The organism is Lysobacter sp. DMC97 (assembly GCF_056313745.1).
The window spans coordinates 63246-84703 of record NZ_JBQUZR010000006.1; the positions used below are offsets into that span (position 1 = coordinate 63246).

At 70.9% G+C, this 21458-nt stretch carries 16 protein-coding genes; 8 read left to right on the forward strand and 8 right to left on the reverse strand.

Annotated features, from left to right (window positions below):
- Positions 1 to 112: 112 nt before the first annotated feature.
- Positions 113 to 1537 (reverse strand): MATE family efflux transporter, encoded by a 1425-nt coding sequence (locus tag ACT53Q_RS13910; protein ID WP_476187248.1) that lies wholly within the window; start codon positions 1535 to 1537, stop codon positions 113 to 115.
- A 95-nt stretch (positions 1538 to 1632) separates the two neighbouring features.
- Here ACT53Q_RS13910 and ACT53Q_RS13915 point away from each other — a divergent pair, with 95 nt between their 5' ends.
- Both ACT53Q_RS13915 and ACT53Q_RS13920 read left to right on the forward strand, forming a co-directional pair.
- A complete protein-coding gene (locus tag ACT53Q_RS13915) occupies positions 1633 to 2814 on the forward strand; it encodes a DUF3667 domain-containing protein (protein WP_476187249.1) in 1182 nt (393 codons plus the stop codon).
- 12 nt (positions 2815 to 2826) lie between these two features.
- A complete protein-coding gene (locus ACT53Q_RS13920; protein WP_476187250.1) occupies positions 2827 to 3198 on the forward strand; it encodes a DUF4286 family protein in 372 nt (123 codons plus the stop codon).
- A 55-nt stretch (positions 3199 to 3253) separates the two neighbouring features.
- On the opposite strand, the gene ACT53Q_RS13925 is transcribed toward ACT53Q_RS13920, so the two are convergent.
- Positions 3254 to 3910 carry a hypothetical protein gene (locus ACT53Q_RS13925; protein WP_476187251.1) on the reverse strand — a complete coding sequence of 219 codons (657 nt, stop codon included), beginning with the start codon at positions 3908 to 3910 and terminating at the stop codon, positions 3254 to 3256.
- A 470-nt stretch (positions 3911 to 4380) separates the two neighbouring features.
- Between ACT53Q_RS13925 and ACT53Q_RS13930 the strand changes: the two genes are divergently transcribed.
- The 5 genes from ACT53Q_RS13930 to ACT53Q_RS13950 all read left to right on the forward strand — a co-directional run bounded on the left by ACT53Q_RS13930 (position 4381) and on the right by ACT53Q_RS13950 (position 12528).
- Positions 4381 to 6618: a primosomal protein N' gene (locus ACT53Q_RS13930; protein WP_476187252.1), complete on the forward strand. Its 2238-nt coding sequence runs from the start codon at positions 4381 to 4383 to the stop codon at positions 6616 to 6618.
- 105 nt (positions 6619 to 6723) lie between these two features.
- Positions 6724 to 7905 (forward strand): hypothetical protein, encoded by a 1182-nt coding sequence (locus ACT53Q_RS13935; protein ID WP_476187253.1) that lies wholly within the window; start codon positions 6724 to 6726, stop codon positions 7903 to 7905.
- Positions 7906 to 7944: 39 nt separating this feature from the next.
- Complete coding sequence (locus ACT53Q_RS13940) at positions 7945 to 10398, forward strand: peptidoglycan-binding protein (protein WP_476187254.1); 2454 nt, start codon at positions 7945 to 7947, stop codon at positions 10396 to 10398.
- Between the two features lie 74 nt (positions 10399 to 10472).
- Positions 10473 to 11717, forward strand: coding sequence for an NAD(P)/FAD-dependent oxidoreductase (locus tag ACT53Q_RS13945; RefSeq protein ID WP_476187255.1), 1245 nt, complete (start codon positions 10473 to 10475; stop codon positions 11715 to 11717).
- Between the two features lie 109 nt (positions 11718 to 11826).
- Complete coding sequence (locus ACT53Q_RS13950) at positions 11827 to 12528, forward strand: DUF2278 family protein (RefSeq protein WP_476187256.1); 702 nt, start codon at positions 11827 to 11829, stop codon at positions 12526 to 12528.
- 18 nt (positions 12529 to 12546) lie between these two features.
- On the opposite strand, the gene ACT53Q_RS13955 is transcribed toward ACT53Q_RS13950, so the two are convergent.
- The 5 genes from ACT53Q_RS13955 to rpoH form a co-directional block, all read right to left on the reverse strand.
- Positions 12547 to 13014: a DUF1203 domain-containing protein gene (locus ACT53Q_RS13955; RefSeq protein WP_476187257.1), complete on the reverse strand. Its 468-nt coding sequence runs from the start codon at positions 13012 to 13014 to the stop codon at positions 12547 to 12549.
- 75 nt (positions 13015 to 13089) lie between these two features.
- Positions 13090 to 13959, reverse strand: a complete 870-nt coding sequence (locus ACT53Q_RS13960; RefSeq protein WP_476187258.1) for an NYN domain-containing protein — start codon at positions 13957 to 13959, stop codon at positions 13090 to 13092.
- Positions 13960 to 14074: 115 nt separating this feature from the next.
- Complete coding sequence (locus ACT53Q_RS13965) at positions 14075 to 14497, reverse strand: hypothetical protein (protein WP_476187259.1); 423 nt, start codon at positions 14495 to 14497, stop codon at positions 14075 to 14077.
- Positions 14498 to 14673: 176 nt separating this feature from the next.
- A complete protein-coding gene (locus tag ACT53Q_RS13970) occupies positions 14674 to 15093 on the reverse strand; it encodes a hypothetical protein (RefSeq protein ID WP_476187260.1) in 420 nt (139 codons plus the stop codon).
- 272 nt (positions 15094 to 15365) lie between these two features.
- Positions 15366 to 16259, reverse strand: coding sequence for an RNA polymerase sigma factor RpoH (gene rpoH, locus ACT53Q_RS13975; protein ID WP_476187545.1), 894 nt, complete (start codon positions 16257 to 16259; stop codon positions 15366 to 15368).
- 634 nt (positions 16260 to 16893) lie between these two features.
- Here rpoH and ACT53Q_RS13980 point away from each other — a divergent pair.
- Complete coding sequence (locus ACT53Q_RS13980) at positions 16894 to 18258, forward strand: nucleotide disphospho-sugar-binding domain-containing protein (protein ID WP_476187261.1); 1365 nt, start codon at positions 16894 to 16896, stop codon at positions 18256 to 18258.
- A 45-nt stretch (positions 18259 to 18303) separates the two neighbouring features.
- Here ACT53Q_RS13980 and ACT53Q_RS13985 read toward each other — a convergent pair whose 3' ends face one another.
- Positions 18304 to 21363, reverse strand: a complete 3060-nt coding sequence (locus ACT53Q_RS13985; RefSeq protein WP_476187262.1) for an efflux RND transporter permease subunit — start codon at positions 21361 to 21363, stop codon at positions 18304 to 18306.
- Positions 21364 to 21458 lie beyond the last annotated feature (95 nt).

The following is a 21458-nucleotide window of genomic DNA, read 5'->3' on the forward strand; positions in this document are numbered from 1 at the left end:
CTCCTGAAAGGTGTTCCGTTCGCGATGAGTGTGCAGGCGGGCGGGGCCGCGGGCATCCGCCATCCGTCACGGCGACGGATTGCAGGGTCGGAAAGGGGGGCGTGAAGCGGTGTCAGCCGGACGATTCTGCCCGATCGTGCAGGGGAATCCGCTGGTCGTCCGCCGACGGCAGCGGCATCCGCGACAGGCGGCGCCACAGCCGCAGCGCCAGCAGCACGGCGGCGACGCTCAGCCCGGCGATCAGGCCCATCCACATGCCGCGCGGTCCCAGCGCCGGGGTCAGCCCGCCCAGGCCGAGGCCGAGCACCGCGCCCAGCGGCATGCCGATGCCCCAGTAGGCGATCGCCGCCAGCAGCATCGGCACGCGGGTGTCCTTCAGCCCGCGCAGCGCGCCGACCGACAGCACCTGCACGCCGTCCGGGAACTGGAACGCCGCGGCCAGCATCAGCAGCGAGGCGGCCAGCGCGATCACCGCGGCGTCGCCGGTGTACAGCCCGGCGATCGCATGGCCGCCGGCCAGCAGCGTCACCGCGGAACACAGCTGCGTGCCCAATACCAGCGCGTAGCCGGCCAGCGCGGCGCGGCGCAGACCGTCGCGATCGGCGCGGCCCACCGCGTGGCCGACGCGCACGGTGGTCGCCTCGGCCAGCGCCATCGGCAGCATGAAGCAGAGGCTGGAGACGTTGATCGCGATCTGGTGCGCCGCCGCCGGCACCGTGCCGAGGCGGCCGATGACCAACGCGGTGGCGACGAACAGCCCGCCTTCCATCAGCCAGGTCACGCCGATCGGCAATCCGAGCGCCAGCAGCTGGCGGATCGGCGCCCAGCGCGGCGGGGTGCGGTGCGCGAACAGCCGCAGCGGCCGGAACCGGCGCGCGCCCAGCAGGTACGCCGCCATGCCCAGCGCCTGCACCCACAGCATCAGCGCCGAGGCCAGGCCCAGGCCGCCGGCGCCCATCGCCGGCAGGCCGCCGAGGCCGAAGGTCAGCGCCCAGCCGACCGGCGCCAGCACCAGCAGGCCGCCGAAGCCCAGCACCATCGTCGGCAGGGTGAAATGCAGGCCGTCGCACAGGTAGCGCATGCACAGGTACAGCGCCAGCGCCGGCGCGCCCCAGCGGATGCCGGACACGAACGCGGCCGCGCCCGGCTGGATCTCCGGCGCGATGCCCAGCAGCCCCAGCGTCGACGGCAGCACGCTGAGGAAGGCGAACATCAGCAGGCCCAGCGCCAGCGCCAGCCACAGCGCCTGGCGGAACAGCGGGCCGATCTCCTCGCGCCGCCCCGCGCCGTCCAGCTGCGACACCGACGCCGGCACCGCGATCAGCGTGCCCATCGGGACGAGCAATGGCAGCCAGAACAGCGCCGTGCCGATCGACACCGCGGCCAGCGTGGTGGTGCCGTGGCGACCGGCGATCACCGCGTCGATCAGGCCGATCAGGCCGGTGGACACGTGTCCGGCCATCAACGGCGCGGCCAGCCGCGCACTGGTGCGCAGTTCGTCGCGGAAGCGGGTCCGTTCGGGGGCGGGCGGGGACATGGGAAACCGGCGGCGGGAAAGGGCGGGGCGCCGGGCGCGGGGGCCGCGCGCGGGCTGCTATCTTACCCTCCGACGTCCGCGCCTCCCGGAACCGCATGTCCGCCTCCGATGCCGCCCACGCCGCGCCCGCGCAGTGCGAGAACTGCGCGACCGCGCTGCAGGGCCCCTATTGCCATGTCTGCGGCCAGCACGCGCACAACCCCCTGCGCAGCTTCGGCCATGCGGTCGAGGAAGTGCTGGAGTCGTTCTGGCACCTCGACGGCCGCCTGTTCCGCACCCTGCGCGACCTGTGCGTGCCGGGGCGGCTGGCCGCCAACTTCCTGGCCGGCCACCGCGCCCGCTACGTGCCGCCGCTGCGGCTGTTCCTGGTGCTGTCGGTGCTGACCTTCTTCGTCGGCAAGCTGACGCTGCATTTCGACGGCAGCGACGCGCTCCAGTTCGACACCGGCGACACCCCTGCTGCTGCCGAGCGCGCGCCCAACCGCCTGCACGTGCGCGCCGCGGGCGATGCCGACACCAGCGATTTCAAAGCCGCCAAAACCGTCGACGAGGTGTTCCGGATACGCGTGGAGCAGCAGCGCGCCCTGGCGAAGGCCCAGCAGGATCCGGGCGCCGGCTGGCTGCTCACGGCCGTCGGCGACGTCGCCAACAAGGAGATCGACGACCAGGCCCGCGCGCGCCTGCAGCAACTGGGCGCGACGCCCGAACAGTTGCGCGTGCTTGACGCGCCGGTACCGGCGCCGGCGCCCGTCGCCGAAGCGCCGAAGCCCGAGGCCGAATCCGGCGGCGTGCTCCAGCGCTGGTTCGAGCACCGGCTGGAGCGGCTGAAGGAGAACGCCGAGCGGGTGCGGGCCTCGCCCGACGAATTCATCCGCCTGGTGCTGGGCGCCGTGCCCGGCGCGCTGTTCCTGCTGGTGCCGGTGTTCGCGCTGTGCCTGCGGCTGCTGTACCTGCGCGGCCGTTACGGCTATCTCGAACACCTGGTGGTGGCGTTCTACAGCCACGCGTTCATGCTGGTCGCGCTGCTGGCGGACTTCCTGCTGGTGGGGCTGGGCGCGGTGCCGGGCGTGCCCGCGCCCGTGGCCGGCGGCCTGACGGCGATCGGCGCGCTGCTGGTGTTGGGGCTGGTGCCGCTGTACCTGCTGTGGATGCAGAAGCGGGTCTACGCCCAGGGCTGGTTCGCGACGCTTGCGAAATACACGGTGCTGGGCAGCGTCTACGCAGTCCTGTTGAGCTTCGTGCTGGTCTATGCGGTACTCGCGGGCCTGAGCAGCTGACCGGAGAGGATCATGACGGACACGAAGGCGGACACCAGGACGGACGCAGGCAGCACGCGCCCGCGCCGCGGCACGACGCAGGTGATCTACGAGGTCAACGTCGAGGTCGACGCTGCGGTGCAGGACGCCTATCGCGCGTGGCTGCGCGACCACGTCGCCGAGATCCTGGCGCTGCCGGGGTTCAAGGGCGCGAAGGTGTACGACGTGCTGGAGCCGCCGCCCACGGCCGGCCGCATCGGCCTGTGCGTGCAGTACGCGCTGCAGGATCGCGCCGCGCTGGACGACTACCTGCGCGACCATGCGCCGCGGCTGCGCGCCGACGGCGTCGCCCGCTTCGGCGATCGCTTCCAGGCGTCGCGACGGGTGCTGCGCGGGACGCGCTGAGCCGGCGGTCTGCTTCGAGCCATCTTGTCCGGCCCGGGGCGCCGGGGTCCGGCCGTCAGCCCAGGCCGATGCCGGTCCACAGCTTGCCCAGCCAGCGCGGCTTGCCCAGCGGCAGGCCGGCCACGCCGCGCGCGGCAGGGCGGGGATCGCTGGCGGCGAGCGCTGCCGCCAGCGAGGCGTCGCGCTGGCGCGCGATCGCGGCTGCCCGGTCCGGCGGCAGGTGGGTCAGCAGGTAGCGGGCCTCGTCGTTCATCGCCAGCCACGCCTCGCCGTCCAGGCTGCCGTCCTCGCGCTGCGGCAGCGCACGCTGCAGCGCCTGCTTGAACTCGGGCGGCGCCACGCCGAAGACCTCGGCCGCGAGGGTGTCGTCCAGCCCGGCCACCACCCGCAGCAGCAGCACCGCGCGGGTGCCGAAGTCCAGCCGCGCCAGCGGCGCGAAGTCGCCGTCCCAGAACGGGGCGACCGGTTCGGTGTTCAGCGTCGGGGTCTGCAGCAGGGTGCTCCAGAACAGCAGCGGCCAGCCCGAGGAAGGCGTGCCCTCGCAGGCGAGGGCGAAGGCCTGCATGGCGGCGTCGAGCGCCAGGTCGCCCTGGGCGCGTTCGCCGCACTGCAGTTCCGCCAGCAGGGCGGCGCGTCGTTCCACCCCCCGCAGGAATCCGGTGACGGAGGCGGTGGTCGCCGCGGTGGCATCAAGCGTGTTCTGTGACGGCATGGGTACTGCGGGGGGAACGGCGTCGGGTCGCCATCATGCTCCCCGTCTGTGAAAGAGCGACTTGACAACGGTCACGAAATCGGCCGCCCACGACAGGACAGGCGGTTTCGTGCGCGGGCCGCCCGCCGCGGGTTGTGCACAGCGGTCATTTTTCTGCCATGCGCGCCGAGGTCCGCCGGGGACATGCGGCAAACCGGTGTTGTTTCACGGGCAAGTGATTGATTCTAAAGGCGTTACACGGGATGGCGGTTTTTTCGCCAGACATCTTGCAACCCGCACATTTCCCGGGCAAAACGGCCCGCGCACCCAGTCATGCACAAAGTTGTCCACAGGTTGTGTGGATAAGCCGCGAATCCCTTTTCGATCCGCCACTTGCGCGCCATTCGTGTGGGCGGGGGCAGCAATGCGGCGCAAGTCGACCCCTGTCCCGCCTGCCGGTTCCTGCGACCGGAACGGCTAGACTGCCGACCATGTCCGCCCCCGGATCCGTGCTCCGCGTCGCCCTGCCGGTGCCGCTCCCGCGCCTGTTCGACTACCGGCCCCCGGCGACGGGCACGGCCGTGGTCGGCGGCCGGGTGCGGGTGCCGTTCGGCAGCCGCAGCCTGGTCGGCGTGGTCGTGGCGATCGGCGATCCCGACCCGACCATCGCCGGTGAACTCAAGGCCGCCGAGGCCGCGCTGGACGCCGCGCCGCTGCTGGCCGGCGAGCTGTGGGCGTCGCTGCAATGGCTGATCCGCTACACCCACGCGCCGCCGGGCGAGGTGCTGGCGACCGCGCTGCCGGTCGCCCTGCGCCACGGCGACCCGCTGCCCGACACCCACGCCTGGGCCTGGCGGCTGACCGAGGCCGGCCGCACCGGCCACGCCCGCCTGCGCGGCCGCCCGCGCCTGCTGGCCGATCGGCTGGCCGGGGTGCCCGTCGATGCCGACGGCGTCGACGAGGAAGCCCTGGACCTCGCCTTCGACGACTGGCGCGCCGCCGCCCGGGCGCTGGCGAAGCGCGGGCTGGCCGAACGCCTGGCCGTGACCGCGGTGGCGCACGCGCCGGCGCCGCAGCCGGGGCCGACGCTCAACGACGAGCAGGCCGAAGCGGTCGAGGCGATGCGCGCCCGGCCCGGCTTCCAGCCGTGGCTGCTGGAAGGCGTGACCGGCAGCGGCAAGACCGAGGTCTACCTGCACGCCATCGCCGACTGCCTGGCCCGCGGCCGGCAGGCGCTGGTGCTGGTGCCGGAGATCGGGCTGACGCCGCAGACCCTGCACCGGTTCCGGCGCCGCCTCGGCGTGCCGGTGCACGTGCTGCACTCGGGCCTGACCGACGCCGAGCGCGCCCGGGTCTGGGCCGCCGCGTGGCGCGGCGAGGCGCGAGTGATCGTCGGCACCCGGTCGGCGGTGTTCGTGCCGCTGCCGGAGGCCGGGCTGATCGTGATCGACGAGGAACACGACGGCAGCTACAAGCAGCAGGACGGCATCCGCTACCACGCCCGCGACTTCGCGCTGGTGCGCGGCAAGGCGCTGGACGTGCCGGTGCTGCTGGGCAGCGCCACGCCGTCGCTGGAGACGCTGCACAACGCCGACGCCGGCCGCTACGCGCACCTGCGCCTGCGCCGCCGCGCCGGCGACGCCCGCCCGCCCGCGGTGCGCGTGCTGGACGTGCGCAAGCGCCTGCTGGAGGCCGGACTGTCGTCCGACCTGCTGCTGCGCATCCGCGAGGCGCTGGACGCCGGCGGCCAGGTGCTGGTGTTCCGCAACCGCCGCGGCTACGCGCCGGTGCTGCTGTGCCACGACTGCGGCTGGAGCGCGCAGTGCCGGCGCTGCAGCACGCCGCTGCGGGCTTCGCCGATGACCGTGCACGGCGGTGGCCGGCGCCTGCAATGCCACCACTGCGGCGCGCGGCAGACGCCGCCGCCGGCCTGTCCCGACTGCGCCGGCCTCGCGCTGCAGCCGCAGGGCGTGGGCACCGAGCGGCTGGAGGAACTGCTGGCCGAACGCTTCGGCGACGTGCCGGTGCTGCGCGTCGACAGCGCCAGCACCCGGCGCAAGGACGCGCTCGAAACCCTGTTCGCCGACCTCGGCACGCGGCCGGGCATCCTCGTCGGCACGCAGATGCTGGCGAAGGGCCACGACCTGCCGAATCTCACCCTCGTCGCCGTGGTCGGCATCGACGAAGGCCTGTTCTCGGCCGATTTCCGCGCCTCGGAGAAACTGGCGCAGCTGCTGATCCAGGTCGCCGGCCGCGCCGGACGCGCCGAGCGCCCGGGCGAGGTCGTGCTGCAGACCCACCATCCCGACCATCCGCTGCTGCACACGCTGCTGCACGGCGGCTACGGCGCGTTCGCCGAAGCCGAACTCGCCCAGCGCGAGGCCGCGGGCTTCCCGCCGTACGCGCACCTCGCCCTGCTGCGCGCCGAGGCCCAGCACGCCGACGCGCCGATGACCTTCCTCCACGCGGCGAAGACGGCGCTGCTGCAGGTCGCCCCGCGCCCGCCCCGCGGCGCGCTGGCCGACGACGACGGTCTTGCGGTCGACGGTCCGGTGCCCGCGCCGCTGCCGCGCCGCGCCGGCCTGCATCGCGCGCAGTTGCTGCTGACCGCGTCGCAGCGTCGCCAGCTGCACGCCGCGCTCGATGCCGCCCTGCCCGCGATCCACGCCCTGCCCGAGGCGCGCAAGGTGCGCTGGTCGCTCGACGTGGACCCCGTGGACCTGTACTGAGCGCACGGCGCGCGGTCCGGGCCGTCTGCTACGCTGCCGGGGAGGCCGTGGGCGAGGGGGATCGCCGGTGGCCCGAGACCTCTCCCCACCGGATCCACGACACTGATGTCACCGACTGCCGATTCCCGGGGCCGCGCGCTCCGCGCCCTCTGTCTTTCCGCCCTGATCACCGTGGTCGGCGCCTGCGATGCCGGTACCGGCAAGCCGGGGGCGCAGGCCTCCGCCACGGCCGGTGCGACCGCCTGCCCGGCGACCGACATCGCCGGCTTCGTCGCCGCCTTCGCCGACGATCCCGCGCTCCAGCAGACCTTCACCGCACCGACGGTCGACACCGCGTTCGTCGACATGAACGCGCAGCCGGAGCCGGCCGAGTCGGTCGAACCGCTGTCGCGCGACAAGCTGCATTTCCCGGTGATGCCCGACCGCGCCGCGCAACGGCGCGACGGCTTGCAGTATCGCGAGGTCGGCACCAGCGGCGACCGCACCACCGTGGTGCTGGAGAAGCCCGACACCGACGCGCAGCTGCGTTACGTCTTCCGTCGCGATGCCGCGTGCTGGACGCTGGTGAAGATCGTCGACCCGGCCTTCGGCAAGGCGTTCCCGGGCGAAGCCCCGGCGCCCGCGACCGACAATCGCGCGATCGTCCGCGAGGTGATGCGCTCGCGCTACGGCGACCATTACGACGCCGCCCGCGACTGCTGGCCGACCACGCTGGACGAGAACGGCGAGACCACCGACTACTGCCTGCGCCCGGGCACGCCCAGCGTCGTGGAGACCGGCGCCGGCCGGCAGCTGCTGTTCCTCGCCGGCAGCGTGCAGGACTTCGACCAGAGCCCGCGCAAGTACACGTATGCCTCGACCGATCCGGGCATGGTCGGCCTGTTCGTGGTCGCGCTGCGCGCCGGCGGCGGCTGGTCGCTGGTCGCCGGCACCAACGACGAAACCATCGGCACGAACGGCGATTGCGCCTGCACCACCGCGCGCCTGCAGCGCATGGGCCGCGACGTCTACGGCTGGACGATGGTGGACGGCGGCATCTGGCAGGGCGTGGAAGTGTCGACGCACGCCATCTATGCGCCGGTCGGCGGCAAGGTGGCGCGGGTCGCCACCGTCCCCGACGTCGAGGAGAACGCGCAGGACGTGCACCACGACATCGCCTTCGACACCAGCGACCCCGCCGCCGAGCACTATCCGTTGATCGTCACCACGCGCGGCGGCAGCGGCGGCCGCAGCACGATCGCCTTCGACCCGGCCGGCGGTCGCTATCCCGTGCCCGCCAGCCACTGATCACCCCTTTCACTTCACGGTTTCCAGCAAGGATCTGCCATGGCCAACCAGGATCGCACCCAGGAACGGTTCGACGAAGCACGCGAGCGGCTGGTCACCGCCGCCAACAACGCCGGCATCGACCCGGGGGTGATGATCCGCATCGCCGGGTTCGAATCGCACGGGTTCAACGACGCGGCGCGACCCATCTCCAGCCGGCATCCCGAGCAGAACACCGTCCGCCAGTTCGACGGCACGATGGCGATGTCCTCGGCCTACGGCTACGGCCAGTTCCTGGACGGCACCTGGCAGACGATGATCAATCGCTACGGCGAGCAGCACGGGGTGCCGGGCGCCGCGACGATGACGCGCGAGCAGGCCAACGCGCCCGAGCTGCGCACCAACCGCGACCTGCAGGCCGCGATGCTGGCCGAGTTCACCCGCGAGAACCTCAATACCGTCCGCGATTTCGCCGGCCCCAACGCCGATGCGAACGTCTACGCCATGCACAACCTCGGCGGCACCGCCGGCCCGCGGTTCCTGCGCGCGTATTCCGAACATCCCGACGCGCTGGTGACCGACAACGGCCTGCTGTCGCAGACGGTGGTCAGCCGCAATCCGGGCCTGTACATGGACGGCGACCGCGTGCTGACCGTGCGCGAGGCCTACGACCGCATGGGCCAGCAGCTGGCGCCGTACCAGCGCTATTCCGACCAGGTGCCCGGGCTGGCGCAGACGCCGGGCCAGCAGACCCCCGGTCAGCAGACGCCCGCGCAGCCGCACGCGTCGAACGATCCGCTGGCCGACGGCCGGCTGCAGCGCAACGAGCGCGGCGAACCCGTGCGCGCGCTGCAGCAGGACCTCGCGACCCTCGGCGTGCAGTTCCACGACAACCAGGGCCGGCCGATCGGGCCGACCGGTTTCTACGGCGCGCAGACCGAAGCCGCGGTCCGCGATTTCCAGACCGGCCACCAGTTGCCGCCCACCGGCATCGCCGACGACACCACCCGCCAGGCCATCGGCACCGCCGCGCGCGAACGCACGCAGGCGCAGCCGACGCCGGCCGATCCGGCGGCGCAACCGCAGCAGGCGCAGCCGCAACCCGCGCAGCCGCAACCGCATCAGGCCGATCCGGCGCAGCCGCAGCAGGCCCAGCCGCAGCAGCCGCAGGCGCAGCCGACCCCGGCGCAGCCCGCGCAGGGCACCCACACGTTCGACGAAACGATGCGCATCATGCTGCCGACGCAGGCCGGCACCGATCCGCACATCACCAGCCATTTCGGCCAGCGCATGCTCAACGGCCACCCCGACAACCACGGGGGCGTCGACTTCAACTACACCGGCGGCCAGAACGGGCGGAACCTCGAACACCCCGTCGTGCGCTCGCCGGTCAGCGGCACGGTCGAGTACGGCGACGGCCAGGGCCAGTACGGCACCGTGAAGATCCGAGACGACCAGGGCAACCTCCACGAGATCCTGCACATGGACTCGCGCTCGGTGCGCGTGACCAACCCGCCGACGCGGGTCGAGGCCGGTGATCCCATCGGCACGATGGGCGGCCGCGGTCCCGACGGCCCGAGCCAGTACGCCCAGCACGTCCACTACCAGATCCGCGACCCGCAGGGCCAGCTGACCGATCCCGAGGCGTTCTGGAACGGTCGCCAGCGCACGCAGGGCCAGGCCCAGCCGACGCCGGCGCAGCCGGACGCCCATCCGCAGGCCGCCCAGCCAGCGGCCGCACAGCCCGCGCATCCGCAGGCCGAGCCGGTGCAGACGCCGTCCCCGGCCCAGCCCGCGCACGCGGACCCGCAGCGCCCGCCGGCCGAGGCCGCCCGCGCCCAGCCGGATGCGCATCCGGCCGCACCCGCGCGCAGCGACGCCATGGCCGACAACGTCCTGCGTCGCGGCGAGACCGCGCCGGAAATCGGCCAGTACCAGCGCACGCTGGCCGACCTCGGCTATCGCGGCGCCGACGGCCGCCCGCTGACGGTCGACAACAAGTTCGGTCCGAACACCGAGCACGCGACCCGCGCGTTCCAGCGCGACCACGGCATCGAGCCGACCGGCACGCTCGGCCCGCGCACGCGCGCCGCGGCCGACGAGGCCGGCCGCGAACTGGTCACGCATCCGGACCACCCGAACAACCGCACGTTCCGGCAGACGCTGGAGAAGGTGTACGAGGCCGAGAACGCCCGTCACCTGCCGCATGGCGAGCACAGCCGCAACCTCGCCGGCGCGCTTACCGTCGAGGCCGTGCGCGAGCGCATGACCCAAGTCGATCGCGTCGACCTCAGCCGCGACGGTTCGATGGCGCGCGCGGTGCAGTTCAGCGCGATGGGCGACCAGCCGGAGCTCAACCGCAACACCGACGGCGTCGCCACGCGGCAGGCGGTGCAGCAGCCGATCCGTGAAAGCAGCGAACAGACCGCGCAGGTCGCGCACAACGTCGCCATCCAGCAGGCGCAGGAGCGCCAGCAGCCGCAGCAGGCGCCGATCGCACAGGGCGCGCGCTGACCGACGCCGCATCGTCGCCCGCGATGCGCGACAATGCGCACGCGGCGACGGCGCCGTGGCGGCAGGAGCGGCGGATGGATGCGGTGCCTCATGTGGCGATCGTCGGCGGCGGGTTCGCCGGGTTGTGGGCGGCACGCGCGCTGCGCGGCGCGCCGGTGCGGATCACGCTGCTGGACCGCGGCAACCACCACCTGTTCCAGCCGCTGCTGTACCAGGTCGCCACCGCCGGACTGTCCGCGCCGAACATCGCTGCACCGCTGCGCCACATCCTGCGCCGGCAGCAGAACGTCACCGTCCTGCTCGGCGAGGTCGCGCGGCTCGACCCCGACGCGCATCGCCTCGCACTCGCCGACGGCCGCACGCTCGACTACGACCGGCTGGTGCTCGCCACCGGCGCCACCCACGCCTATTTCGGCCACGACGACTGGGCGCCGCATGCGCCGGGCCTGAAGACGCTGGACGACGCGCTGGAGATCCGCCGCCGCATCCTGCTCGCGTTCGAACGCGCCGAGGCCGAGGACGATCCCGCCGCGCGCGCCGCGTGGCTGACCTTCGCCATCGTCGGTGGCGGCCCCACCGGCGTCGAACTGGCCGGCACGCTGGCCGAGATCGCGCGCCACACGCTGCACGGCGAATTCCGTCGCGTCGATCCGCGCCAGGCGCGGGTGCTGCTGCTCGAAGCCGGCCCGCGGGTGCTGTCGACGTTCCCCGAAGCGCTGTCGGAAAAGGCGCGTCGGCAACTGGCACGACTCGGCGTCGAGGTGCGTACCGGCGTGCCGGTGGCCGCGATCGACGACACCGGCGTGCAGCTCGGCGAAGAGCGCATCGCCGCGCATACCGTGCTGTGGGCCGCGGGTGTCGCCGCCTCTCCGCTGGCGCGCGACCTCGGCGTGCCGCTGGATCGCGCCGGCCGCGTGCCGGTGCAGCCCGATCTCTCGGTGCCCGGGCATCCGGACGTCTTCGTCGCCGGCGATCTCGCCGCGGTGCAGTGCGACGGCAAACCGGTGCCGGGCGTGGCGCCGGCGGCCAAGCAGATGGGTCGCTATCTTGGCCAGTCGATCCGCACGCGGCTGCGTGGAGGCACGCCGCCGCCGTTCCGCTACCGCGACTTCGGCAACCTCGCCACCATCGGCCGCATGGCCGCGGTGGTCGACGTGCACGGCCTGCGCCTGTCGGGCCTGCTCGCCTGGTGGTTCTGGCTGGCGGCGCACGTGTTCTTCCTGATCGGCTTCCGCAATCGCCTCGTGGTGCTGATCGACTGGGCGCAGGCGTACTGGAGCTACCAGCGCAGCGCGCGGATCATCCTCGGCCGCGATTGACGTGCTCGATTGACGTGCTCGATCGGGTGCGCATCGCCTGACCGCCCGCGCCCGATCGCCGCGTTGACCCCGGCAGGAGCGGCGCATCCCGCGCCAGGGAGACACGGCGATGCCTTTGGCCCGATACGGCGTGCTGGCCGGCAGCTTCAACCGGTTCGAACGCGATCCGCCCGTGGACTACGGCAACTTCTTCCACGGCCTACTCTACGTGAACGCGCCGCTGCCCGACCAGCAGACGCCCGTCGAATGGCGCTGCGCGGTCGACGTGAAGGCGCCCGACGGCGTGGTCGAATACATCCGCCTGAAGATCAAGCGCGAGGACGTCGCCGGCATCCTCGCGCTGGGCGACGGCTACCACGCGCTCGGACGCAACGCGACCTCCGGTGCACTGGACTACGTGCGCAGCCAGTACATCATCGGTCCCATCGGCTGCGCTTCCCTCTTCTACGCGCTGCTGAAACTTTTCGGCGGCACCGAGCACAAGGTGTTCACGCAGAACGTCGGCGGCAGCGTGCTGGACGCGCTCGACGGCATGCTGGTCGACATCCGCCGCGTGTATGTGTTCGGCGAACCGTTCGCGCCGCTGCAGCCGGGCAACATCGGCATGCACGACGTGCACATGAACCAGGGCGACCCGCCGCCTACGCCCGGTGCACCGAACTACAGCCAGCAACTGGGCTGGTACAACAACAGCGGCATCTGGCAGGACGGCGGCGTGCTGATCGAGCACGGCGACGACACGGTCGAGGGCTTCTTCATCAAGTTCCTCACCCAGACCATGAACACCGGCGACGACGGGCATCCGCGCTGAGCGCGACGTCGTGCGTGCTCAGGCGCGCACGACGCGGCAGGCGTAGCAGCCGGGCTTGGCGTAGTGCAGGTGCAGGTAGGCGGTGCGTTCGATCGCGAACAGTTCTTCGATCGCCGCTTCCGCCTCGGTGCCCGGTCGCACGTCGGCCCAGACCATCATGCCGCGGGCGTCGTAGGCGCGCAGCGACAGCAGCCGCGTGCACAGCAGCGCCGGAATCTCGTTGACCGCCGGCATCGCCTGCACCGCCGCCTCGCGCACGTACACCGGCCCCGACGCGCGATACGGCGTGTCGACGACGTGGTGGTCGTGCGGCAGCAACAGCAGGCGTTCGCCTTCGGTCGCGTCCTGCAGGCTGACGCGGCAGGGATACACCGGCCGCCCGTCGGCGACCACGCGGCGCGCGTTGCGCGCACGCAGGGTATCGTCGGACAGCGCGAACAGCGGGGCGAACGCATCGAGTGGCAGCGCGTGGATCTGGAAGGACATGGCGACACTCCGGAAGGGGTGCGCGCATCCTCGCCGCAGCGTGCGCGCGGCGATATCCGATTCTTGCGGCGGGCGTCAGGATTTCGTGCCGGGTTTCTTCTTCGCGCCCTTCGCGGCCTTTGCCCGGACATGGTTCCCGTCCGTATGCAGAGTGAACAGTTCCGTCGCCACGATCAGGGGTTTGAGCGTCCGATACCCGTAGTTCTTCGGCGTGAACGATCCGCGGTTGGCGATGTGATTGCCGACCTTGCTCAACTTGGACCAGCCGTCCTCGTCTTTCGCGGCTTCCGTCGCGGCGTGGAGCAGATTCACCAGCGCCGTGTCGCTGCGCAATTGGGCGCCCGTGCGTTTGGCCGGCGGCTGGGCGGGCGATGATTTCGGTCGGGGCATTGCGGATTTCGTCGTCGCTGCCGCGACCGCGGCCATCACGACGGGCACGGCGACATGTTTCGCGGTATCGGCGGGAGCAGGCGCTGTCGCCACTATCTGCGTGTCTTCAGGCGGCGCGGGGTCATCGGCCGCATCCACCAGGAAGAACGTCGAACAGGCCGCCTTGAAGGCGTTGGGCGTGTTCGCCTTCCCGAAGCCGTAGACCTGCATGTTCGCGGCGCGCAAGCGCATCGCCAGCGGCGTGAAATCGGAATCGCTCGACATCAGCGCGAACGCGTCGAACCGCCCGGTGTAGAGCAGGTCCATCGCGTCCACGATCATCGCCATGTCCGACGCGTTGCCCTTCTTCGCGTACGCGATCTGCTGCATCGGCTGGATCGCGTTGTCCAGCAGCGCGTCGCGCCACGATTTCAGGGAGCCAACGGCCCAGTCGCCGTAGGCGCGGCGGACATTCGCCACGCCGAGGTTCGCGATCTCGCCGAGCACGTATTCGAGCGTCGAGGCGGACGCATTGTCCGCATCGATCAACAGCGCGATCCGCATCCGATCGTCCATGTCGCCTCCGGGGTGAATGCTCGCAGCCTAGTCCGGATGCGATGGCGGCGTCACCTGCCGGGCGCGGCGGCCCGGTCGCCCGGGCCGCCGGATCGCGCGAGGGTGCGTGCCGCGATCAGCGCCAGCCGTCCTCGTAATAGGCGGTGGAGAACAATGCCTTGCTGGCGCCGGTCTGGTTGTCGACCACGACCAGGCGCACCGTCCGGCTGAAGCCGACACGGATCGGGCGGATGCAGGCGCTGTCGGTGGTCGGACAGGTGCCGATCTGCCCCGGACCCAGATCGGTCCAGTAGAAGGTGTAGCTGCCCGGGGTCAGCCCCGAGACCTCGTACACCGCCACGCTGGGATTGCTGGCGGTCCAGGGCGTCCAGAAACTCGTGCATTCGCCGATGGTGCTGGAGTCCCAGGCATTGGTGTCGACGAAACATCCCAGTTGCGCGTTGGAGACATCGCCTGCGTGCGCCGGAGCGGGTGCCCCCAGCGATGCGAGCGCGAGCAGGGCTGCGGCGGGCAGGGAAAGGAAGGTGCTGCGATTCATGAACTACCTCCGTTGTAGTCGTGGAACGGCTGCGCCCGCCGTCGGTGGCAGGCCGTCGGACTATGCGCGTCCGCCGGTCGCCGGGATGCGATTGGTCTCACAAACGCAGCGTTCGGACACAACGACGACGGCCCGGTCGCCCGGGCCGTCGAATCATGCGGTGGTACGTGCCGCGATCAGTGCCAGCCGTCCTCGTAGTAGGCCGTCGCCGACACCGTCTTGCTGGCGCCGGTGGCGTTGTCGACCACGGTGACCATCACGCTCTTGCTCTGGCCCACGCGGATCGTGCGCAGGCAGCTGATGTTGCCGGTGGCGCAGATGCCGGTCTGGCCGGTGGCGAGATCGGTCCAATAGAAGGTGTAGCTGCCGGCGGTCAAGCCGACGACCTGGAACACGGCGACGCTCGGGTTGTTGGCGGTCGACGGCGTCCACACGCCGTAGCACTCGCCGATCTCGGCGTAGTCGTAGGCGTAGGTGTCGACGTAGCAGCCGAGCTGGGCGTTGGTGACGTTGCCGGCGTGCGCGGCCGGGGCGGGCAGCAGCAGCGAGGCGCCGAGCGCGGCGGAAGCGGCGAGGGAGAGCAGGGTGGATCGCATGGCGAAACTCCTTGGGGTGCGCGATGGAAGGAAGGGCGTTTCCGTCCGGCGGCCGGCGGACGGCAGCGCATCGAGGGAGCGCGCTGCCACGCACGGACACGGACGCGGGACGGTCCGCGAGCGCCTGCCCGCATTCGTCCCGTATGTCCTTCAGCGCAATCCGGTGCCGGAGAGGATCACGTCGCCCACCCGGCGGGGGCCGGAAACGACGACGGCCCGGTTGCCCGGGCCGTCGTGTCTTCGCGATGTGGTGCCGGCGATGCCGTTGCGGATCAGGCCGCGAACAGCGCCTTCATCTTCTTCAGCGCGTTGGCCTCGATCTGGCGGATGCGTTCGGCGGAGACGCCGTACTGGTCGGCCAGTTCCTGCAGCGTGACCTTGCTGTCCGGCTCCAGCCAGCGGCGCTTGACGATGTCGCGCGAGCGGGCGTCGAGGCGGGCAAGGCCTTCGCGCAGCAGTTCGAGCTTGTCGGCTTCGCTGTCGGCGGTTTCGTAGGCCTGGGCGGGGTCTTCGCCCTCGGCGACGAGATAGGCCGACGGCGCCGGCGGGGCGTGGTCGTCGTCCGCGTCGTCCGGGGCGTCGAAGCCGATGTCGCGGCCCGACAGGCGCGCTTCCATCTCCAGCACTTCGCGCTCGGAGACGTTGAGGTCCTTGGCGACGTTGCGGACTTCCTCGGCGTTGAGCCAGCCCAGGCGGGTCTTGCTGCGGCGCAGGTTGAAGAACAGCTTGCGCTGCGCCTTCGTGGTCGCGACCTTCACGATGCGCCAGTTCTTGATGATGAACTCGTGCATCTCGGCGCGGATCCAGTGCACCGCGAACGACACCAGGCGCACGCCGATCGCGGGATCGAAGCGCTTCACCGCCTTCATCAGGCCGATGTTGCCTTCCTGGATCAGGTCGGAGAGCTGCAGGCCGTAGCCGTTGTAGCCGCGGGCGACGTGGACCACGAAGCGCAGGTGCGACAGCACCAGTTCGCGGGCGGCGTCGAGGTCGTTCTGTTCGTGGTAGCGGCGGGCGAGCGCCTGCTCGTCCTCGGCCGACAGCACCGGGATCTGGTGCACGGCGCCGACGTAGGCCTCGAGCGAGCCGAGCGCGCTCAGGCCGTTCAACGCGGGGACCGGCAGGCTGTTGGGAATCAGGGCGGTGGGGGCGTTGGTCTGGGTCATGGTCATGGATGTTAGCAGTCGGGTCCTTGGAGTGCTAAAGCCGCGGGGAGTTCCCTGTGTTCCATTCATGGGACGGAAGGGCGTCCGACGGGGCCGTCTTTCCGTTCGTGGTGTCCCCGAAGACGCGGAATCCGGAGATCGGGGGCCATCCGGCGGCATTCAAGGTCTGCAGGCTGCGGGATGGCGGGCATCGAATGGCCGATGGGTGCCGTCGAGAAGGGAGAGGCATGGTCGCGACCGAGAGCGTAAGCGGGTCCCGGGAAGCGCCTCATGTGCCGAACGGGGGGATCCGAGGCCCGCCGTGGCGGTGTGGTCAAACGGCGTTCATCCGCGGCCGTCCCGCCAGCCCGGGTCGCGTGCCGGTGCGGACGAGGAGGTCGCTGCCGGACGGCGGCCCGTCCGGCCGTGCCTATCGTGCGCCATCGGCCGGCTCCCGTGGCGGTGCGCGAAGCTGCGACGGCCCGGGCGGTCGATGCCGGAACTCTGCACTTCCCCGCCGTCATGCAGGAGGGGTATATAGGGCCAGCCTCCATGCGGGATGTGCGTGGGCAGCAATTTCCGCAGGCAGGACGGAGATCGAGACAGGCGCTTCGGCGGTGTTCCCACAGGACCAGCAAGTCGAGAGAAGGATCTCATGCACATCGCATTTTTCTGTCTGCCCGAACACGGTGGCTACGTCCCCACCTTCCACATCACCAAGCGACTGCTGGCGCTCGGCCATCGGGTCACCTACTACGGGCCGCTGGATTTCGAGGAACGCGTCCGCAACCAGGGCTTCGACTACGTCTCGCTGTATCCCGAGGAGATCGTCAGGGGCACGGTCGATGTCGATGCCTTCCCGGACGGGGCGGTCGCGACGATCCGCCACATCCGCGGGCTGCTGCGCCTGCTCGCGCAGCGCGGGCGCTGGGAAGCGCTGAACGGCGTCGCCGACAACGCGCTCGCGCCGATGCTCCGCGCGAACGGCGTCGACCTGGTGCTGGTGGACGGCCTGTTCAATTTCATCGTGCCGCTGATTGCGGCCTCCGGCATCCCGTACCAGGTCTATCTCACCGAGCTGAGCGGTGCGCATTCGCAGCGCATCCCGCCCAGTTACAGCGGTGCGATCCCCGGCGAAGGCGGTGCGCTCGCCAAGCTCGCGATCCGGCTGTCATGGGCGCAGGCGCTGCCGAAGCTGCTGAACCCGGTGATGATCCGCCTGCTGTACATCGGTCTGCCGCAGCCGCCGAAACCGCTGCTGCGCCGGGCCAGGCAGCAGATCGCGGACAGCGCGCGCCGCGCCGGCATGCAGCGCAGCCTGTGGGAATACGGCATGCGCTGGACGAACACGGAGGTGGTGCTGTGCCCTTCCGCGTTCGATTTCCCCGAAGCGCGCGAAGGCAGGACCTATGCGGGCCCCTGCATCGATCTCGAGCGCAAGGACTGGTCCTTTCCCTGGGACGAATTCGAACGCCGCCACCAGGGCCGGCGCATCGTGCTGGTGTCGCTGGGCACGCACGCGGCCCAGTACGGCGGCACGACCACGCAATTCCTGCGCAAGGTGTTCGAGCTGGCCTCCGGCTGCGCCGACCTGTTCTTCGTCGTCGCGCTCGGCAAGGGGCGGTCGGTGGACTCGATCGGTGCGCCGCCGGAGAACGTCATGGCTTTCCCGTTCCTGCCGCAGCTCGACCTGCTCGAGCGCGCCAGCGCGATGGTCACCAACGGCGGCCTGGGCACGGTCAAGGAATGCATCTGGTTCCGGGTGCCGATGGTCGTGGCGCCCTGCAACTTCGATCAGCCGGGGAATGCCGCGCGCGTCGTGCACCACGGCATCGGCAGGCGCGTGGACGTCGCCCGCGTCAAGGTCCCGCAATTGCAGGAGGCGATCAGGGCCTGCCTCGATGATGCCGCCATCGCCGGGAAGATCGGCGCCATGAGCGCGGCGTTCCGCGACTCCGGCGAACACGAGCAGTGGCTCGCCGGCATCGTCTCGCACGGCACGGCGGCCGCGGTGGCCTGATCGGGCGGACGGGCGTGCGGGTGCGCGCCCGCCCGCAACGTGGTGTCACGACACCTGCCGTGCCTCGATCGGCGCGTGGGGTTCCCGGCGCAGCTTCGCGGCGAGCCAGTGCTCGAAGTCGTCCACGTAGCTGAACAGCACGGGCACGAAGACCAGGCTCAGCACCGTCGAAGACAGCAGCCCGCCGATCACGGCGATCGCCATCGGCCCGCGGAAGGCCGAATCGAGCGAGACGCCCGCCGCGATCGGCAGCATGCCGGCGGTCATCGCCATCGAGGTCATGACGATCGGGCGGGCGCGGAGGCGGCAGGCGGCGAGGATCGCGGTCTGCCGCGGCACGCCGCTGCGGGTCTGTTCGAGCATGGCGTCGACCAGCAGGATCGAATTCTTGTCCGCGATGCCCATCAGCATCAGCATGCCCAGCAGCGCCGGCATGCTCAGCTCCATGCCGGTCACGAACAGCAGCAGGAACGCGCCGCCGACCGAGAGCGGCAGCGCCATCATGCGCGCCAGCGGCTGCAGCCAGTCGCGGTAGAGCAGCACCTGGATGCCGTAGACCATCAGCAGACCCGCGCCCAGTGCACGCAGGAAGCCCATCATCAGGTCCTGCATGAATTCGGCGTCACCGGTGTTGAGCACCTGCACGCCGCTCGGCAACGCCTTCATGGCCGGCAAGGCCTCGATGCGCTCCAGCGCCGTGCCCAGGGCGATGCCGTCGAGATTGGCCTCGACGTTGATCCGGCGTTGCCGCTGGTAGCGCTCGATCGCCACCGGTCCCTGCGCGAAAGACAGCCGGGCGACCGACGACAGCGGCACCGTGTCGCCTGCGGCGGTGCGCAGCTTCAGGTTCTGCAGGGTACCGAGGTCCTGGCCGAACTCCCGCGGGATGCGCACGCGCACGGGGATTTCGCGGTCGAGCAGATTCAGCCTGGACAGCCGCGGGAGATCGTCGCCGATGGTGGAGACGCTGATTGCCTCGCCGACCTGCTGGGTGGTGATGCCGAATTCCGCGGCCTTCACCAGATCCATCGTGACGACCACCTCCGGCTGCTTCTGGCCCTCGTTGCTGTCGACGCCGGTGAGTCCGGCGATGCCGCGCATCTGCTGCTTGAGCGTGTCGGCGGCACGCGAGAGCGCTGCCGGGTCCTCGCTGACCAGCGCGATCGACACGTCCTTCTGTCCGGTGAAACTGTCGAAGCCGATGCGCACGTCGGGCATGCCGGCCACTTCGGCGTACACCTTCCGGCTGAACTCGCGTTCGCTGAGCGCGCGATCCCGGGGTGGCACCAGCTTGGCGTAGATCCGGGCCTGGTTGATCGCCCCGTTGGTCTCGCCGACGGTGGTGACCACGTATTCGACCTCCGGGTGCCGCTTGAGGATTGCCGCCACCTTCTGCGTCGCTGCGTCGGTCTGCTCGATCGTGCTGCCGCGGGGCATCTCCAGCGTGGCGCTGGTGAGCGAATAGTCGTCGTAGGGCATGAAGCCGGTCGGCAGCAGGGGCACCAGTCCGAACGACAGCAGCAGGCACAGCAGCACCACGCACATCGTCTTGACGCGATGCTTCAAGGTCCATTCGACGATGCGCAGGTAGTGCACCAGCGCCGGCGACTCCGCCGGCTCGACATGGCGCGGTTCGCGCAGCAGGCGCGAGGCCATCATCGGCGTCAGCAGCCGGGCGACCAGCAGCGAGAAGAACGCCGCCACCGCGACGGTCAGTCCGAACTGGCGGAAGAACAGGCCGGGCAGGCCCTCCATGAAACTCACCGGCACGAACACCGCGCAGATCACCAGCGTCGTCGCGATCACCGACAGGCCGATCTCGTCGGCGGCCTCGATCGCGGCCTGGTAGGCGGACTTGCCCTGCCGCATGTGCCGGTGGATGTTCTCGATCTCGACGATGGCGTCGTCCACCAGCACGCCGGTCACCAGGGTGATCGACAGCAGGCTGACGAAGTTCAGGGTGAACCCGAACCACTGCATGGCGAGGAACGTCGGGATCACCGACAGCGGGATCGCCACCGCCGCCATCGCGGTGGTGCGCCAGTCGCGGAGGAACAGGAACACGACCAGCACCGTGAGCACCGCGCCTTCCAGGAAATTGAACAGGGTCGAGCGGTAGGAGGTCTCGACGAACTCCACTTCCGAATAGCCGAGCGTGAACTTGACCCCGTGCTTCGCGGTGAGCGCGTCGAGCTTCTCCCTCACCGCGCGGGCGATCTCGACCTCGCTGAAGCCCTGTTCCTTGAAGACCTTGAACGAGATCGCCGGCCGGCCATCGACGCGGGTGATGCTGCGCATGTCCGATTCGCCGAACGAGACCGTGCCCAGGTCCGACAGGCGCACCTCGCGCCCGCCGGCGACCGCGACGCGGCTCTGCGCCAGTTGTTCCAGCGTCGCTGCGCGACCGATCGTGCGCAGGGCGTATTCGGTGCCACCGAGGGTCAATCGCCCGCCCGGGTAGTTGATGTTGGTGGCGGACAGCTGGTGGCTGACGTCGGCCGCGGTGATGCCCAGGGACGCAAGGCGGACGGGATCGAGTTCGATCGCGATTTCCTGGTCGGCACCGCCGCTGCGGTCCACGCGCGAAACGCCGGTGATCGACTTCAACGTGCGCGCCACGGTGTCGTCGACGAACCAGCTCAGCTCGGGCACCGGCATTTCCGGCGCCTCGACGATGTAGATGCCGACCGGGCGGCCGGTGTCGTCGGCGCGCTGCACGATCGGCTCCCGCACGGTCGCCGGCAGGTTCTGGCGGATCGCGGCGACGGCATTGCGTACGTCGTTCATCGCCCTGTCCACGTTCACGCCGAGATCGAACTCGACACGGGTCGACGACTGCCCTTCGGTGATCGACGAGGACACCTTGCGCACGCCGGGCAGCGACGCCACGGCATCCTCGATGCGGCGCGTGGTCTCCGTTTCCAGCTCCGCAGGGGTCGCGCCGGGCTGCAGCACCACCACGTCGACATCGGAGGTCACGATCGCCGGCATCGCGGTGACCGGCAGGCGCGCGTACGCGAACAGGCCCATCACCGCCAGCAGCGCGAACAGCAGCAGCGGGGGCACCGGATTGCGGATCGACCAGGTGGAAAAGCTGAAAGCCATGACCGTGATAATCCCTATCGACAGAAGACCCTTCGGGAAGCGGTCTTCAGAGGTGGACGCGCTGGAAGGTGTCGCCGCCGCCACGGGCGCGCGGC